Origin of the sequence: Streptosporangium sp. NPDC087985 (assembly GCF_044741965.1) — a bacterium.
In the GTDB taxonomy this organism is placed as follows: Bacteria; Actinomycetota; Actinomycetes; order Streptosporangiales; family Streptosporangiaceae; genus Streptosporangium.
In genome coordinates, this window is the sequence record NZ_JBIUTQ010000004.1 from 324,794 (window position 1) to 340,271 (window position 15,478).

The 15,478-nt window shown below is 65.7% G+C and carries 14 protein-coding genes; 10 read left to right on the top strand and 4 right to left on the bottom strand.

Translation table 11 applies throughout. From position 1 onward, the window contains the following. Window positions 1–664: 664 nt before the first annotated feature. Both ACIN94_RS12605 and ACIN94_RS12610 read right to left on the bottom strand, forming a co-directional pair. Window positions 665–1,546 carry a class F sortase gene (locus ACIN94_RS12605; protein ID WP_400703829.1) on the bottom strand — a complete coding sequence of 294 codons (882 nt, stop codon included), beginning with the start codon at window positions 1,544–1,546 and terminating at the stop codon, window positions 665–667. Between the two features lie 17 nt (window positions 1,547–1,563). Beyond that, window positions 1,564–2,934 (bottom strand): hypothetical protein, encoded by a 1,371-nt coding sequence (locus ACIN94_RS12610; RefSeq protein WP_400703832.1) that lies wholly within the window; start codon window positions 2,932–2,934, stop codon window positions 1,564–1,566. Window positions 2,935–3,222: 288 nt separating this feature from the next. Here ACIN94_RS12610 and ACIN94_RS12615 point away from each other — a divergent pair, with 288 nt between their 5' ends. Continuing rightward, complete coding sequence (locus ACIN94_RS12615) at window positions 3,223–4,368, top strand: acyl-CoA dehydrogenase family protein (protein WP_400703835.1); 1,146 nt, start codon at window positions 3,223–3,225, stop codon at window positions 4,366–4,368. A 167-nt stretch (window positions 4,369–4,535) separates the two neighbouring features. On the opposite strand, the gene ACIN94_RS12620 is transcribed toward ACIN94_RS12615, so the two are convergent. Then, window positions 4,536–4,817, bottom strand: a complete 282-nt coding sequence (locus ACIN94_RS12620) for a hypothetical protein (RefSeq protein WP_400703838.1) — start codon at window positions 4,815–4,817, stop codon at window positions 4,536–4,538. A gap of 366 nt (window positions 4,818–5,183) precedes the next feature. Here ACIN94_RS12620 and ACIN94_RS12625 point away from each other — a divergent pair, with 366 nt between their 5' ends. The 9 genes from ACIN94_RS12625 (at window position 5,184) to ACIN94_RS12665 (ending at window position 14,536) form a co-directional block, all read left to right on the top strand. Continuing rightward, window positions 5,184–5,345 carry a hypothetical protein gene (locus tag ACIN94_RS12625; RefSeq protein ID WP_400703841.1) on the top strand — a complete coding sequence of 54 codons (162 nt, stop codon included), beginning with the start codon at window positions 5,184–5,186 and terminating at the stop codon, window positions 5,343–5,345. 155 nt (window positions 5,346–5,500) lie between these two features. Further along, on the top strand, window positions 5,501–6,697 hold the full coding sequence (locus tag ACIN94_RS12630; protein WP_400703844.1) for a helix-turn-helix domain-containing protein: 1,197 nt from the start codon (window positions 5,501–5,503) through the stop codon (window positions 6,695–6,697). A 127-nt stretch (window positions 6,698–6,824) separates the two neighbouring features. Next, a complete protein-coding gene (locus tag ACIN94_RS12635; protein ID WP_400703847.1) occupies window positions 6,825–7,226 on the top strand; it encodes a hypothetical protein in 402 nt (133 codons plus the stop codon). Next, window positions 7,210–7,593 (top strand): hypothetical protein, encoded by a 384-nt coding sequence (locus tag ACIN94_RS12640; protein ID WP_400703850.1) that lies wholly within the window; start codon window positions 7,210–7,212, stop codon window positions 7,591–7,593. The genes ACIN94_RS12635 and ACIN94_RS12640 overlap by 17 nt, the downstream gene beginning before the upstream one ends. Beyond that, window positions 7,590–7,943: a hypothetical protein gene (locus ACIN94_RS12645; protein ID WP_400703853.1), complete on the top strand. Its 354-nt coding sequence runs from the start codon at window positions 7,590–7,592 to the stop codon at window positions 7,941–7,943. The genes ACIN94_RS12640 and ACIN94_RS12645 overlap by 4 nt, the downstream gene beginning before the upstream one ends. Further along, window positions 7,930–9,414, top strand: coding sequence for a UDP-N-acetylmuramoyl-L-alanyl-D-glutamate--2,6-diaminopimelate ligase (locus tag ACIN94_RS12650; protein WP_400703856.1), 1,485 nt, complete (start codon window positions 7,930–7,932; stop codon window positions 9,412–9,414). The genes ACIN94_RS12645 and ACIN94_RS12650 overlap by 14 nt, the downstream gene beginning before the upstream one ends. Before the next feature lie 184 nt (window positions 9,415–9,598). Next, window positions 9,599–10,987: a UDP-N-acetylmuramoyl-L-alanine--D-glutamate ligase gene (gene murD / locus ACIN94_RS12655; RefSeq protein WP_400703859.1), complete on the top strand. Its 1,389-nt coding sequence runs from the start codon at window positions 9,599–9,601 to the stop codon at window positions 10,985–10,987. Between the two features lie 4 nt (window positions 10,988–10,991). Next, complete coding sequence (alr, locus tag ACIN94_RS12660; RefSeq protein ID WP_400703862.1) at window positions 10,992–12,146, top strand: alanine racemase; 1,155 nt, start codon at window positions 10,992–10,994, stop codon at window positions 12,144–12,146. Continuing rightward, window positions 12,143–14,536 carry a PEP-utilizing enzyme gene (locus ACIN94_RS12665; RefSeq protein ID WP_400703865.1) on the top strand — a complete coding sequence of 798 codons (2,394 nt, stop codon included), beginning with the start codon at window positions 12,143–12,145 and terminating at the stop codon, window positions 14,534–14,536. The genes alr and ACIN94_RS12665 overlap by 4 nt, the downstream gene beginning before the upstream one ends. A 132-nt stretch (window positions 14,537–14,668) precedes the next feature. On the opposite strand, the gene ACIN94_RS12670 is transcribed toward ACIN94_RS12665, so the two are convergent. Beyond that, a complete protein-coding gene (locus tag ACIN94_RS12670) occupies window positions 14,669–15,442 on the bottom strand; it encodes an alpha/beta fold hydrolase (protein ID WP_400703868.1) in 774 nt (257 codons plus the stop codon). Between the last annotated feature and the right edge of the window lie 36 nt (window positions 15,443–15,478).

The following is a 15,478-nucleotide window of genomic DNA, read 5'->3' on the forward strand; positions in this document are numbered from 1 at the left end:
GGCACCCGAACCCTCCGGCCCGTCTGACGCCCGGTCCCTACGCCGCCCGGCACCAAAACCCTCAGTCCCGTCGGACGCCACGCTTCTGTACTGCCCGGCTCTGTACTGCCCGGCACCGGAACTCTCAGGCCGCCCGGACGTCCAGCCCTTACGCCACTTGGCAATCCACGTCGAGGACCGGCCGTTGGCCGAGTCCGACCGCCTGCCCGTCCAGTTCATGGGTCGCTGGTCAACCGTACTCCGGTGCCGCTTGACCACCCAGCTCCCGGATCGATTGGCTGTCGGCTTCGTATGCTGGGCTGCGCCAACCGCCGCCACCCCTATGAGCAGCGCCATCACACCGGCCCGTACAACACTCACCTGAGCACACCCCCGTCTTCTGATCTTTCGGGGGGCTCACCTGTATAGGCGGTTCCCTACCCGTATTGAGCAGGCGGCTAACGATCAAAAACGGGCGTGGTCGCCTCTGTACAGGCGGTTCACGATGGTTCAGGGCGCATCCGAGGTTGATCACTGTTGAGAAGTACGGCACGGTACGGCGCGAAAAGCGCAGCGGTGGCGGTAGGACGTCCGTCGCCCGTACGCGGCAGACCGACCCCGCGCTTCACCGGGCACCGACTCGGCCCGGAACACCGCGCCGAGCTGCCGGACCACAGGCCGCGGGTCAGACGCGGCGGGTCTTCGACAGGGTCGCGTAGACGATGATGTTGTCGGTGTAGTGGTGGGTCTTACTGTTGTAGACACCACCGCAGGTGATCAGCCGCAGGGTGGCCTCGCCGGTGTTGCCGTAGACCCGCTTCGTCGGGAAGGCGCTCTTGCTGACCTGCTCGACGCCGTCGACCGTGAACTCCACGATGGTCCTGTCCGACCGGGACACCTTGATCGTGTCTCCGCGCTTGACCTCCTTCAGGCGGCTGAAAACGGCGGCCCCGCTCCGGGTGTTCACGTGCCCGAGAACCACCGAGGGCCCCTGCTGGCCGGGGACCGGCCCGTATTTGTACCAGCCCGCCTGGTTCGGCTTGCTCAACGGAGGGGTCTGGATCTCCTTCTTGCTGTCCACCCCCAGCGCCATCAGCGGAGCCAGCATACCGATCTTCGAAATGGCGATCCTGTACGGCTTCACGCCGACGCTCTTGAGCGGCTCCGGCGGCTGGACGACGGGCAGCGGCGGCGGCGCCGTGGGCGCGGCGGCCGTCAACGGCACATCCAGCCCACCCGGCCCGACCGACGACGGTAATGCCAGCGCCGGATCCTGCTGTTGCTGCTGACCTTGCTCTTGCTGCCCCGGCGGCTCGGTCGACGCCGGGCCGTTCTCCAGCGCCCTGGTGTCCGCCGCCTGCGAGATCGGAGCCCCGTAGGGCTCCTCGTCGGTCGCCGGAGTCAGGTAGGTGAGCAGCCCCGCCATGATCGCGGCGATCCCGCCCAGCGACCCGGCCACGAGCAGCACCGGGAGCATCATGCTCCCCTTCGGCTTGGGGGGATGGCCGGCGCCGTAAGGGTCGTGACCGTAGGGGTCGGGACCGCCCTGCGAAGGCCCTGGATACATCCGGCGCGCCTCCTTACCTAACCCCGGCCACGCACATACGCTGCCCGTCGCCTCATCAACGCCATCCCGCCCCATGCGCTTCCGAAGACCATAACGGCTCCGGCGCCGATCAGCCCGGCACCTGACGAGTGCCCGTCGGGGGCCTCACCGGTCTGCGCACCACCTGAGGGTGTCACGGCGACCTGAGGAGCGGTCGGCGTGGCCCTGGTGGGGGTCACGGTGGTCGTGACGGTCAGGGTAGGCGTGGGCGCCGAGGTGGTCGTGGACGACCCGTTCGGCGCCGTGGCCGTGACCGTGACAGTGGGACGGGGAGTCGGCGTCGTATTAGTGGGAGTCGGCGTGGGATCCTTCTCAACCTTCACCGAAACAACAGTTACCTGGTCAGGCTGTTCACAGGTCGTATCGAAAATCTCGGGCGGAGTTGCGTGCTCTTTATTGATCACGTTGAATCCGTCAACCAAAGCAAACGGGTGCGAATCTGTGATTTTGGCAGTGAACTTCGCCGTATATTCCCCGTAGGGAAGATTAGTCTTGCTCCACAGAGTCTCACCGCCGTGACGCTTACCCTTTTCTACCGGCTCAGCTTTGCTGTCGTTGGACTTTTTCGATGGCGAGAAAATCTCTGGGGTGTAGCCCTTCGGCACGTTGCCCTTGGAGTCAACGAGCTCGACCTCAATATCGCCGTATGCCTCATGACGCTCACCAACGTATTCAATACCGGTGCCTTCAAAATCAATCGAAACTGCAGCACCGTCTACCTTCGTGTAGTGCACGTCGTCTTGACGGTCACGCCCAGATCCGACCCATTCTTCCTTCGGCACCTGAGCGCTGTGGTTGGACTGATAAGTCCAATCCATCGCATAGGATACGGGCTTTTCTCTGCTTACAGGCGAGGCCGTGTCAGCATCGTTGAATTGCACCGTTGCCTTAGCCGGCGTGAATCCAATCTTCATCGCGCGGGGGGCGACCTTGATTTCACCCACTTCAGCACCTGTCATATAGGATCCTGAAGTGATCTTAGGCAACCCCAAAACGGTCTGCTTAGTCACATCGACGTCTGTCACCAACTCACCCTTAGATTCAAGGGTTCCCGTACCATCCCAAAGATTCGAGATGGCAACGACAGCGAGGACTGAAACCTTGGCACCCTTGATGTAAGCACCCGTTGGGCGAAATGGCGATTCATTCAGAATGGCCCAGTCAACCTTTAAAGGCTGGCCAAGAAGGACTTTATCCGGTATCGATACCTGTACCTTCAGGGTTTTTTCCTGGTCTCCGGTAAGAGGCCCCTTGCACAGGTAGTCGTAGTAATAATTATTACTATTAATCGTCTCTGCGAAGCCCCGCGAATTAGAGAGGGCGACCAGGGAACCAACCGCCAACCCCATGACTGACGCGGCAACTGCCGCCCGGAGTCCCGCTCCCCACCGAAACACCGCATACTCCGATCATCGGGGCTTGGCCGCAAAACTGGTCATCTAACTACAACTAGGCCCGGATCGTACCGCCCCGCGATCTCCTCCGGCAGGAGGATGACAAGACCCCCAGGAGACTGTGGCGGACTTGTGATCTGGGCCCCCGGGGAATCAAGAGCGGTAGTGGTGGCACCACAGGCAGGTGTACCTGGGGGTAACAGAATTGTATTCTGGTCTACGGAATCCTGTAGGAGGCAGTCAATGCAGCGAGACCTCTTCGAGGAGGAGCACCAGCTCTTCCGTGAGACCGTGCGCGAGTTCCTGGCCCGCGAAGTCGTGCCCTACCACGGACAGTGGGAGAAGGACGGCATCGTCCCCCGCCAGGTGTGGAAGAGCGCTGGCGAGATCGGGATGTTCGGCTTCGGGGTGCCTGAGGAGTTCGGCGGGGCCGGGATCACGGACTTCCGCTACAACGCCGTGATCGTCGAGGAGATCATCAGGATCGGCGCGAGCGGCCTGGGCTACTCGCTGCACAACGACGTGATGGCACCGTACTTCGTGAATCTCACCAACGACGAGCAGAAGGCCCGCTGGCTGCCCGGGTTCGTCAGCGGTGAGTTGATCACGGCCATCGCGATGACCGAGCCGGATGCGGGCAGCGACCTGCAGAGCATCAGGACCACGGCGGTGCGTGAGGGTGACCATTACGTCGTCAACGGTCAGAAGACCTTCATCACCAACGGCATCAACTCCGACCTGGTCGTCGTGGTCGCCAAGACCGACCCGGCCGCGGGCGCCCGCGGGATCTCGCTGCTCGTCGTCGAACGGGGCATGGAGGGCTTCAGCCGGGGCCGCAACCTGGAGAAGATCGGCATGCACGCCCAGGACACCGCGGAGCTGTTCTTCGAGAACGTCCGGGTCCCCGCGGCCAACCTGCTGGGCGAGGAAGAGGGCCAGGGCTTCTTCCAGCTCATGCGCAACCTCCCGCAGGAGCGGCTGTCGATCGCCGTGATGGCTGTGGCCGCGGCCGAGACCGTCCTGCAGACGACCATCGAATACTGCAGGAGCCGCAAGGCCTTCGGCCGGAGCATCGGCAGCTTCCAGAACACCCGCTTCGTCCTGGCGGAGCTGGACACCGAGGTGGATATCGCCCGCCACTACGTGGACAAGTGCATCCTGGCCCTCAATGCCAGGGAGCTCAGCGCCGTGGACGCCGCCAAGGCCAAGTGGTGGACCACCGAGCTGCAGACCAAGGTGATCGACCGCTGCCTCCAGCTGCACGGCGGCTACGGCTACATGATGGAGTATCCCGTCGCCAAGGCCTGGATCGACAGCCGCGTCCAGACCATCTACGGCGGCACCACGGAGATCATGAAGGAGATCATCGGCCGCTCCTTCGGCTTCTGAGGCTCCCAGGGCTTCTGGGGCCTCCGGTCACGGGGCCGCCGCGTCCGTGCCAGACGCGGTGAACGCGTCAAACGCCCCGGGCCCACTGAACCCACTGGGCCCACCAGATGCACCGGGCGCACCGGGCGTAGTGAACGCGGCCGGTGCGTGACCGGCCGCCGGAGCCGTCACTTCGGGATGAGCTCCTCGATCTGCTCGACCGTCCCGCCCCTGACCGTCACCTTGGCGTAGAGGGAGATGCCCGACTTGAGCGCCTTCTTCAGCTGCGCCGCCGTGCACCTGTGCGGGATCGCGCCCTGCTTGCAGATCTCCCCCTGCAGGTCGAGCACCACCGTGAACGGCGTGAGCGCGACCTTCCGTGCCGCCTCGCCCTCGGGTGCCACCGTGATCCAGCCCGTTCCCAGCGGCTGGACGTCTCCCCGCAGCACGCCGTCGGCTGCCAGAGCCACGGGCTTCGGGCTCGCCGACGCCGATGCCGATGCCGATGCCGACACTGATACCGATGCCTCGGGCTCCGTGGAAGCCACGGCGGAAGGCTCAGAAGGGTCAGAAGGGAGGGTGGGCTCCTCGGAGGGGGCCGGTTCGGGGATGGTCGCGGAAGCGCTGGGCTCCACCGGGGCCGCGGACGGGTCGCTCCCGCCCGAACAGGCGGAGAGACCAACGGCAAGGGCGGACACCAGCAGAATGCACGTTATCTTCAACGTTCTGTTCACGAGGCGCAACGATCTCATGAGTACGGCGTCGCGCTTACATCCCGCAGGATCGGCTCAGCCGACGCATACTGGTCACCGTAGGCTCTCCCGAAAGCGGTGGCGATGGACAGCGGACTGATCCTGCTGATCTTCCTGGCGTTCCTGTTCGCCTGGGGCCTCAACCGGGTCAGGCGTGCCCTGCGGTTCGGCCCGATCGCCTACATGGGCGTCATGGTCGTGTTTGTCCTCGTGATGCTCGCTCTCTGGGGCCAGACGTTCCGCTGACGCCCGCGCCGTAGACAGTGCAGCAACAATGCGAAGGTCTTGCAGTCGCCCACAGACACAAACGAGCCCCGCACATCTAGCCTGAGAGTGTCGAAGCTCAATCAGCGAGAGGCAGAGCCATGCCTGACGGTAGCGCGATAGATCTGCGTCCTGACATGACCATCGGCGAACGTCTCAAGGTCGCCCGCTCCTACGCAGATCTCAGCCAAGAAATCCTCGCCGAACGCGCTGGCGTCAGCATTGACACCATCCGCAAGCTCGAACAAGGCCAGCGCCAAGGCGCGCGGATCTCCACCCTCGGCGCACTGGCCCACGCGTTGGGCATCACCACCACGGCGCTCGCCGAGGGCGTCATCCCGCAGGAGGAACGCCGGAGCGACGAACTTCTGGCCATCCGTCGGACACTGATCCCTGCTAGCGACTTCCTCCCATCCGCTGATCATGACGAAGAGGACACCCCTCCGGACATTGCTGCGCTGCGTCGTTCGGTGGAGGACGCATGGGGCAGCTACCACGCCGCGGATTTCGTCACGCTCACCCGGACCGTGCCGCAACTGCTTACCGAGGCCCGAGTGGCTGCTCGCGAGTACACCAATGGTGAGGCGCAGAAGGCGAACGCCATCCTGGCGAAGGCATCGCAGCTCGGTGCGCACGTGCTCACGCGGAGCCAGATGGAGGACCTGGCACTGCATGGTCTCGACCGCGCTCGGACCGCTGCCGCCAACTCCGGTGATCCCTTGCTCAACGCCATGTTGAGCAACAGCGTGTCGTGGATTTTCATGCGTACCGGCAGGCTGAGCGACAGCGAGAACGTTGCCGTAGCCACGGCCGACAGCATCGAGCCGAAGTTCCGCAACTCCACGGCCAGCGAGGTCTCGGTGTACGGCGGGCTGCTGTTGTCAGCGATGACGGCCGCTGCCCGGCACCGGCGTTACGACACCGCCCGGGAACTGCTCAGCGTGGCACGTGCGGCCGCCGTCAGGATCGGAGAAGACTCAACCGACCGATGGACAAGCGTATTCGGACCCACTGCGGTCGCCATGCAGGCCGTCAGCGTCGAGACTGCGGCCGGCGAATGGGGGGCGGCGCTACGGCTCGCGCAGAAGGTCCCCCTGATGGGCAAGACGCCGGACAGTTGGAAAGTCTGGTTCCTGGTCGATGTCGCTCACGCTCAATCGCAGACCCACCGAGACACCGAAGCGGTGGAAACTCTCAAGACAGTCCGGCAGATCGCGCCGGACTGGTTGCGCCGGTCCGGTCTGGCCAAGGCCGTCATCCGAGAGATGCTGGAGCACCCTCGCCCACCTCGCGGAGTGAAAGCACTCGCGAAATTTATGGGCGTAGCCCACTAGTCGCCGGAAAATCCAGTGCTGTGACTAGTGGACTCTGTCCCTGTGGCGGTCCTCACATGACTCGTAGCGTCAACCTCGCCAGTGCAGTGACGAGGCAAACACGCTCCGAGTTGCTGAGGAATCCGCAATGCCCAATGAAATTGTCGCCATCCACCAGGTCATCGCACAGGGGACAGAGAGACTAGCCAAGACGCAGTCTTCTGCTGTACAGCGCGCCGAGGAACTGGTGCTCATGCTCGCCGGCAAGCACAAGATCTCCGCTGATGTTCACCAGCTCGCCTCTGGCAATGCGCTGGTGTCGGTGTACCGCGGGCTGCTGGTCTCCACCGACGGTGAGAACTTCAGGTGGACCAGCCCCGAACCGGATCACCGGAGCCGGCCTTCGCGCGCCTGCGCTACGGAGCCGGCCAGCGCCGCCGCCCGGATCGCCGAGCATTGCATGCTCCTGCGCAACCGCTACGCCGATGAGGTACTGCGCAGTCCGCTGCCGGCCGACGTGATCCCGGCTGACCATGTCTGCCCGGTCTGACGCCGACGCGGTGCTGGCCGCCGAACTCGTGCAGACCCACGCACCCACCTGGGTCGTCATCTGGTGCCCATACCAGCGGCGGTTCGACGCCTGGGAGTGCAGCGACCCGGCGCTCTGCCGTACCGCGCAGGGCCGCAGCGCCGCCGAACTGTGGGACAACATGCTGCACGCACACCCCGACCTCTGGCAGATCCCGCCGCACCCCACGGCGGCACGACCACCCGCCCCCCGTACGGCTGGTCACCCGGATCTGCCAGACGTGGTCCCGGGACGCCTCACCGGATGTCGCGCCCCCGCCGACCCGGCAGAACCCCGGGGCCACACCCCCTACCCACCCGCCCTCGAAACACCAAGGGAAGCCACATGAACGCCCCGCCCCAGTCCAGCGACACGGCGGCCGACCAACTCACCGCGCTGCAGCAGACCTACCCCGGCTACCGCATCAGCCACGACGCGGTCCTCGGCCACTGGACCGCCCTCCGGCGCGCACCCCTCACCCAGCGTGAACAGCAGGCCGACGTCAAATACCTGATTACCCGTCCCTCCCCCGAACGCCTCGGTTCCGCGCTGGCGACCCAGATCGAACTGACGCACACCCTCCGCGCCACCCACTCCTTCACCACCACCCCGCAGACCCACGACGACATGGCAAGACCTTTCGTGCGTTCACGACAGGTTGACGACAAAAAGGAGAGCGGTATCGATGAAACTGAGTGATCTTCTCGCCGGATACGACCATCAGGTGCTTCAGGGCGACCCAGAGTCGGTCGACGTCAGGGCCGGCGTCGCGTATGACTCGCGGCGGATGACCTCCGGATCGATGTACGTCGCCATGTGGGGTTCCCGCACGGACGGTCACCGGTTCGTGCGCGACGCCGTCGAACGCGGCGCAGTGGCGGTGATGATCGATCACCCGATCGCAGACAGCCTGCCACCACAGGTGTGTGTGGTTCAGGTGGCGGACACGCGCGCGACGGTCCCGGTGGTGGCCTCCAGGTACTTCGGTAATCCCGGGCGTGAGATGGACGTCGTGGCCGTCACCGGCACAAACGGTAAGACCTCGGTGTCCTACATGATGGAGGAGGCACTGCGCACCGGGGTGAAGACGCGGGCCGGGGTGATCGGTACCGATGGGTATCGCGTCGGCCACGAGCCGATCAAGATAGACAGGACGACCCCCACCACGCCGGAGTCGGTGGACCTGCAGCACATCCTGCGCTGTATGCGCGACCGGGGTGCGGGCACGGTGATCATGGAGGCGTCCTCGATGGCGCTGACACTGCACCGCGTTGACTGCACCGACATCAGTGTGGGCGTGTTCACCAACCTGACGCCCGATCACCTGGACAACCACGGCAGCATGGAGCAGTACAAGCAGGCCAAGCTGCTGCTGTTTCGGGGGATGTGCCGCCGAGCGGTTGTGAACGCCGACGACCCAGTCAGCACGGACATTGCCGCGTTGATGCCCGGCGCGGTGACGACGTTCGGCATCGACAGCGCGACGGCGGATTTCCGGGCGACCGACCTGGTGGTGGAGCCCACCGGCACACGATTCATCCTGCACCACAACGGCCACCAGGTAGAAGCAAAGGTGCCCATCCCCGGCAGGTTCGCGGTGCACAACGCCTTGGCCACGGTAGCGACCTGCCACCTGCTGGGCCATGACTTGGACCCTGTCCTCGATGCTCTGGCGTCGCTACCGCCGATCCCCGGCCGGTTCGAGACCTTCCAGACCCCCGGCGGCGTATCCGTGATCGTGGATTACGCCCACTCCCCCGATTCCCTGGAAAAGGTGTTGTCGACGATCCGCGGATTCGCCCGCCGTCGCGTCATCACTGTCTTCGGCTGTGGCGGGGATCGCGATAGGACCAAACGCGCGCCCATGGGCGAGATCGCCGGGAAACACTCGGGTTTCGTGGTGGTCACCAGCGACAATCCCCGCAGCGAAGACCCCGAGACCATCGTGGATCAGATCATTGCCGGAGTGGCTGCGACCGGCACCGAGCACGAGCGGATCACCGACCGCCAGGCGGCGATTCAGCGAGCGCTAGCCGTAGCCGAGCACGACGACATCGTGCTGATCGCAGGCAAGGGCGCTGAAAAATACCAGATCATCGGTGAGCTGACCGTCCACTTCGACGACATGGAGACCGTACGGAAACTGGCCGCAGGCCCGTCGGCCTCCTGACGGCACACCCGGCCCGCACGACGATACCCACGCCCTTTCGCGGCGGGAGCAGTTCCCTTCACCTCGTGCCTGCGGCGGCCCTTTAACCCATCGAAAGGGCCGCCGCCCCGGGCTCACGCCCCGCCGGACTGCCTGTCCCCCTCTCATCGGCTGGTTTTCCCAGCCCCTCCCCCTGGGACGTCCTGTGTTCCTTGACCATGCGCGCATTCTGATCATTGGATTAGGGATCAGCGGTGAATCCGCGGCGGCCCTGTGCGCCTCACGCGGATACGCGGTCACCGTTACCGATACGCGTGATGCCGACCAGTTGCGCCCGGAACTGGACCGGCTCGCCGGCTTCCCGATCTCTTACCACCTTGGCGTAGAGCCGCCCAGCTGTGCGGACTTCACGCTGATCATTCGCAGCCCGGGGGTACCGCGAGACCTGCCGGTGCTCATCGAGGCCCACGCCCGAGCCATCCCGATATGGAGTGAGATCGAACTCGCTCACACCATGTGCCTGTGCCCGAGCATCGCCATCACCGGGACGAACGGGAAAACGACCACGGCCACCCTGGCTGGGGAGCTGATGCGTGCCGCCGGCCGCACCACGCACGTGGTCGGCAACATCGGTGTGCCCTTCACCTCGGCGATCTCGGCCATCGACGACGGGGACGTCGCGGTCGTCGAGGTCAGCTCTGCGCAACTGGAGGACTGCTATGCCTTCCAACCCGCCACAGCGGTGCTGACCAACGTCCGGCCCGAACACATGGACCGCTACGTGTGGGACCAATACGTTGCCGCCAAGGCACGGATCGTACGCAACCACACCCCGGCGCACTCCACGGTCGTCAACTACGACGACGAGGTATGCCGGAAGATCGCCGAGCAGGCGCCAGGGCACCTCATGTACTTCAGCCTCCAGGCGCTGCCCGCCGACCTCGACGGGGTGTTCCTGGCTGGCGACCAGGTGGTGGCCCAGCACGTGCAAACACGCAGCGTCATATGTGCCCATCAAGAGCTGGGGGTGCCCGGCGCTACCGCCAACCTTCTGGCCATGATGGCGGTCGGGCTGCTGTGGAGTGTCCCGGTAGGGGTGATCCGCCGCGTCGCCACCGGGTACATGGGGCGCGAGCACGTCATCGAGCACGTCACCACCACCCAGGGAGTGGACTACTACAACGATTCCAAGGCGACGAACCCGTGGTCGACGCTGCACGCTCTGGGTGCCTTCCCTGACCGGCCGGTGGTGCTGATCACCGGCGGCAAAGACGACAAACGGGCCGACGTTGCCCCGCTGGTCGCCGGATTGGCCGGGCGGGTGCGTCACGTCATCACCCTGGGGCAGACCGGGCCGCGCATCACCGCCGCCGCATACGCGCGCGGCATCACCGCCGTCACTCAGGTCGGCACCCTCGCCGAGGCGGTCACCCTGGCCGCCGAGGTCGCTCAGGCCGGAGATGTGGTGTTGTTCAGCCCCGGGGCCAACAGCAAAGACATGTTCGTCGATCACCGCGCCCGCGGCGCCCTGTTCAAGCAGCACGTGCGGGAGCTCGTCACCCCTCCCGGCAGCGCACGGCTGTCGACGAGGTAACGGCATGGACGGGCCTGCACGTTTACGCGTCCACCTCGACGAGGCAGCCATACGCGACAACATCCAGACGGTGCGCCGCCTGATCACCCCTGCCACCACCGTGATGGGCGTCGTCAAGGCGAACGCCTACGGGCACGGGCTGGTCCTCACCGCCCGGCTGCTGACCCGCCACGGCGTTCAGCAGCTCGCCGTGGCCACCACCGGTGAGGCCTGCGCATTGCGGGACGCCGGACTCCAGGTGCCGATCACGGTCTTGTCGCCTCCTCCGTCCGCCGTGATGGTCGAACTGGCGGCGCGCGGTCTACGCCCCTCACTGTCCACGCTGGCCGCCGCCCGTGACCTCCACCGAGCCGGGGTGCGCCTCGGGCGGCCGGTGCCGGTCCACCTCGAAATCGACACCGGGCTGGGCCGGTTCGGCTGGGCCCCGACAGCGTCGAGCATCGCCCAGATCACCCACCTGGCCACACTGGATCACCTGGTGGTGTCCGGCATCTACACCCACCTGAGCAGCGAGCACCCCGACTCCTGCGCCGACCAGCTCCGGTTGTTCACGTGGATGTACACGAAAGCGGCCGCCGCGTTGGGCTACCGGCCGCCGCGACATGTGCTGGCCAGCTCGGGGCTGGCCGCTGGCCTGCACCGGCGCACCCGGTTGGAGATGGTGCGTCCCGGCGCCTTGCTGTACGGCCTGACCCCCTCCTACTCCCGTACGGCCTCGATGCTCTGTCTGCGGCCGGTGCTGTCGTTGACGTCCCACATTGAGCATCTGACGTGCGTGCCCTCAGGTACACCCATTGGGTATGGCGCCACCTACCGCACCACCGCCCCTACCGTCGTCGCCGTGGTTCCGGCAGGCTTCGCCGACGGTGTGCCCCGGCAACTCGCCGGCTCCGGCCGCGTCCTGATCTGCGGCCACTACGCCTCCGTCATCGGGTGCGTCGGCATGACGCACCTGACCATTGACGTCACCCACATCCCGCAGGTCGTGGTGGGCGAGGCCGTCATTTTGATCGGTGCCCACGGTGAACGCGCCATCGACGCGCAGGAATGGGCGCGCCTAGCCAAGACGATCAACAGCGACGTGCTCACCCGTATCGCGCCTACCATCTCACGCACCGTGACAACGCTGCCACACGCAGAACGGGAGCTTCCCGTATGACCCTCGCCCCATCGATCACCCTCGGCACCAAGGCACAGACTCTTCAGCGACTGCGCGGCGTACTGACCACCGCCACCATCGCCGATCAGGTGACCATCACCGTCGCCCAATGGCGTGGCGACCAGCAAGGATGTCTGCATACCATCCACCGCACCTTCCCCGCCGGGCAACTGATCGTGCGCAGCAGTGCGCCCGGAGAAGACAGCGCCGCCGATTCCGCCGCAGGCGTCTACACCAGCGTCTTGCACGTGCCCGCCGCAGCGCCCGACGCTCTCGCCCAGGCCGTCTTCGCCGTCGCCTCCAGCTACACCCGACGCCACGGCCAAGCCGTCGACGACTTCGAGATTCTGATCCAGCCGATGCTGTGTGAGGTGACCTTCAGCGGAGTCGCCCTCACCCGCGACCTGAATACGATGGCCCCCTACCTGGTGATCAATTACGACGAGGGCGAGCGCACCGACACCGTTACCAGTGGGATCGGAACTATTCCGCGCGTCGTACGCATCCACCGCCAGGCCCCCACCACGGGGCTAAAACCGCCGCTCGACGCCGTGGCCGCCACCGTCCGCGAACTAATCCATCTCACCGGCCGGCCAGAGTTGGACGTGGAATTCGCCGTCACCGCCGGACAGTTGTACGTGCTCCAGGTTCGCCCGCTCCCTGGTGCGGCCCACGACCACACCGCCGCTGACGCCCGGGTGGCCGCTGAGATCACTCAGGTCAAAGAAACTCTTCATGCCCGTAACCATCCCCGACACGGCCTCTACGGCACCCAGGACGTCTACAGCAACATGGCGGACTGGAACCCCGCCGAAATGATCGGCGCCCACCCCCGCCCTCTGGCACTGTCTTTGTATCAGCGCCTGATCACCGACCACGTGTGGCGTGACGCGCGGCGACTCCTCGGCTACCACAACCCGGCCCCCCACCATCTCATGGTCATCCTGGCCGGCCACCCGTACGTAGATCTTCGGGCGGACTTCAACTCCTACCTGCCCGCCGACCTGGATGACCAGCTCTGCCACAAGCTCGTCGACTGCTACCTTGCTCGCCTCGCACGCTGCCCCCAGGCACACGACAAGGTCGAGTTCCGCATCTGCCCCAGCGCCCTCGCCTTCGACTTCCCGCAGCACGCCGAGGCCCTGACCAATGCCGGTCTCACTCCCGGTGAGATCGGCCGGTTACGCGCCAGCCTGCTACATCTGACATCCCGCGTGGTGGACGACCACGGCGGTCAACTCGCCCAGATGCACCAGCTTATCGGTCAGCTCCCGGCCCGGCGCGCCCAGCTTCTGGCCCACATTCACGGAGAGCACCCGTTGTTCCTCGCGGACGCCCTGCTGGGGGACACGCTCCATCACGGCACCCTGCCCTTCGCCGTCGCCGTGCGCGGCACGTTCATCGCCACTGCCTTATGGCGCTCCCTACTCACCACCGGCGTCATCGACCAAACCCAGCATGACGCGTTGCTCGCCGACATCGAGACCGTGGCCACCCGCTTCGCTGATGATCTCGCCGTGTGCCGTCGCGGCCAGATGCCTCTGGAGGACTTCCTTGCCTGCTACGGCCATCTCAGGCCCGGTACCTACGACATCACCATTCCTTCCTACGCCGAAGCACCACACCTGTACCTCGCCGGTTCCCATGCCGCCCCCACTCAGCGGCCATCTACTACTACTCAGGTATTACCCATCAGCGTCATGCGGGACATCGACGCCCGGCTGACGCGCATCGGCTTCGACTTCACCGCCCAGAGGCTGCTGGACTTTGTCCGCCAAACTCACACCCACCGCGAGGCGTACAAGTTCCAGTTCACCGCGAACATCAGCCACGCGCTCACCCTCATCACAGCATTCGGCCGGCGGCACAACCTGGATACCGAGTGCCTGTCCTACCTCACCGTGGAAGACATCCTTGCCTGCGCCAACGCCACCATCACGGCCCACGACGTCGCCCGACTACGGCACCTCGCAGAAGATCGATGCCACACTCACGTGGCTCAGAGCCGCGTGCTCCTTCCCGACGTGATCACCAGCCGCCACGACATCGACATCCTCACCAGTCAGCACGCGCCGAACTTCATCACCAACAAGAAAGTCACTGCACCCGCCGTCCTCATCACTTGGCCCCAGCTCACTGAATCCACCGATCTGGCAGGGCGCATCGTCCTGACAGAAAACGCCGACCCGGGCTTCGAGTTCTTGTTCTGCCGAGGTATCGCCGGCCTCATCACCCGATACGGCGGAGCCGCCTCTCACATGGCCATCAGATGCACAGAAACAGGCATCCCAGCAGCGATCGGATGCGGGCAAAACACGTTCATCCACCTCGCCCGCGCGAACACCATCACCCTCGACTGCGCACAGCAACTGATCATTCCAATGACCTGAGATACCAGGACGTACCGTTCCGGTCGCGGCGAACATCCGCCGCTTCTTTCCCCTAACGATCTTCTGAATCGATGACAGACCTGTGACCCCGTACAGAGAACGCGGCTCTGGAGGCGCTGATGTCGGGGTCGACTACTCGGATCCCTCCACGAGGACTCTGGCGACCAGTTCGGGGTCGTCGCTCATCGGGAGGTGTCCGCAGCCCCGCAGCAACCTCACCCGATGGCCCGACCACCGGGCGGCCCGTACGGCCTGCCGCCGGAGCAGCAGGCGGTCGTGCTCTCCCCAGGCGATCGTGATCGGCACCTTGGGTGGGGCGGGGGGCATCATCCAGGCGAACGAGTCCAGGGTGTCGTCGAACCCCGGGGCGTCCCTGAGCGCCTGGCCGGCCGCGAGCAGTGCCTCGGTGGGGAGCCTGGACGGATGGGCCACCATCAGGCCCGCCATCGCCATCCGGCCCAGCGGGTTCTCCGCGGCGGCCGGCGCCCGCTCCGGCGGTGTCGCGCGGGCCGAGGCCCTGGCCGCCCGCAGCACGGTCCGTGCGTAGAGGAACTCTCCGCGGCTCCAGAACCCGGCTGGGGAGAGGGCGGTGGCCGTACGGACCACGCCCCGCGCAGCCAGCTCAAGGGCGACGTACCCGCCCAGGGAGTTGCCCGCCACGTGGGGGTCGCGCAGGCCGAGCATCGCGCAGAACGACTCGATCGCGTCGGCCAGGGTCTCCGCCGTGTACGGCGAGCCGGGCGGCAACGGCGGGGAGACACCGAAGCCGGGGAAGTCCACGGCGATCACGTCACGCCTGGCGGCGAGCCTGTCGAGCACCGGCAGCCACGCCTGCCAGTGGTGCCCGATTCCGTGCAGCAGGATCAGGGGCGGTCCAGCCCCTCGCCGTTCGAAGGCCAGTTCCATGTCCCGAGTCAAGCACCGATCAGGGCCATCTCCTAC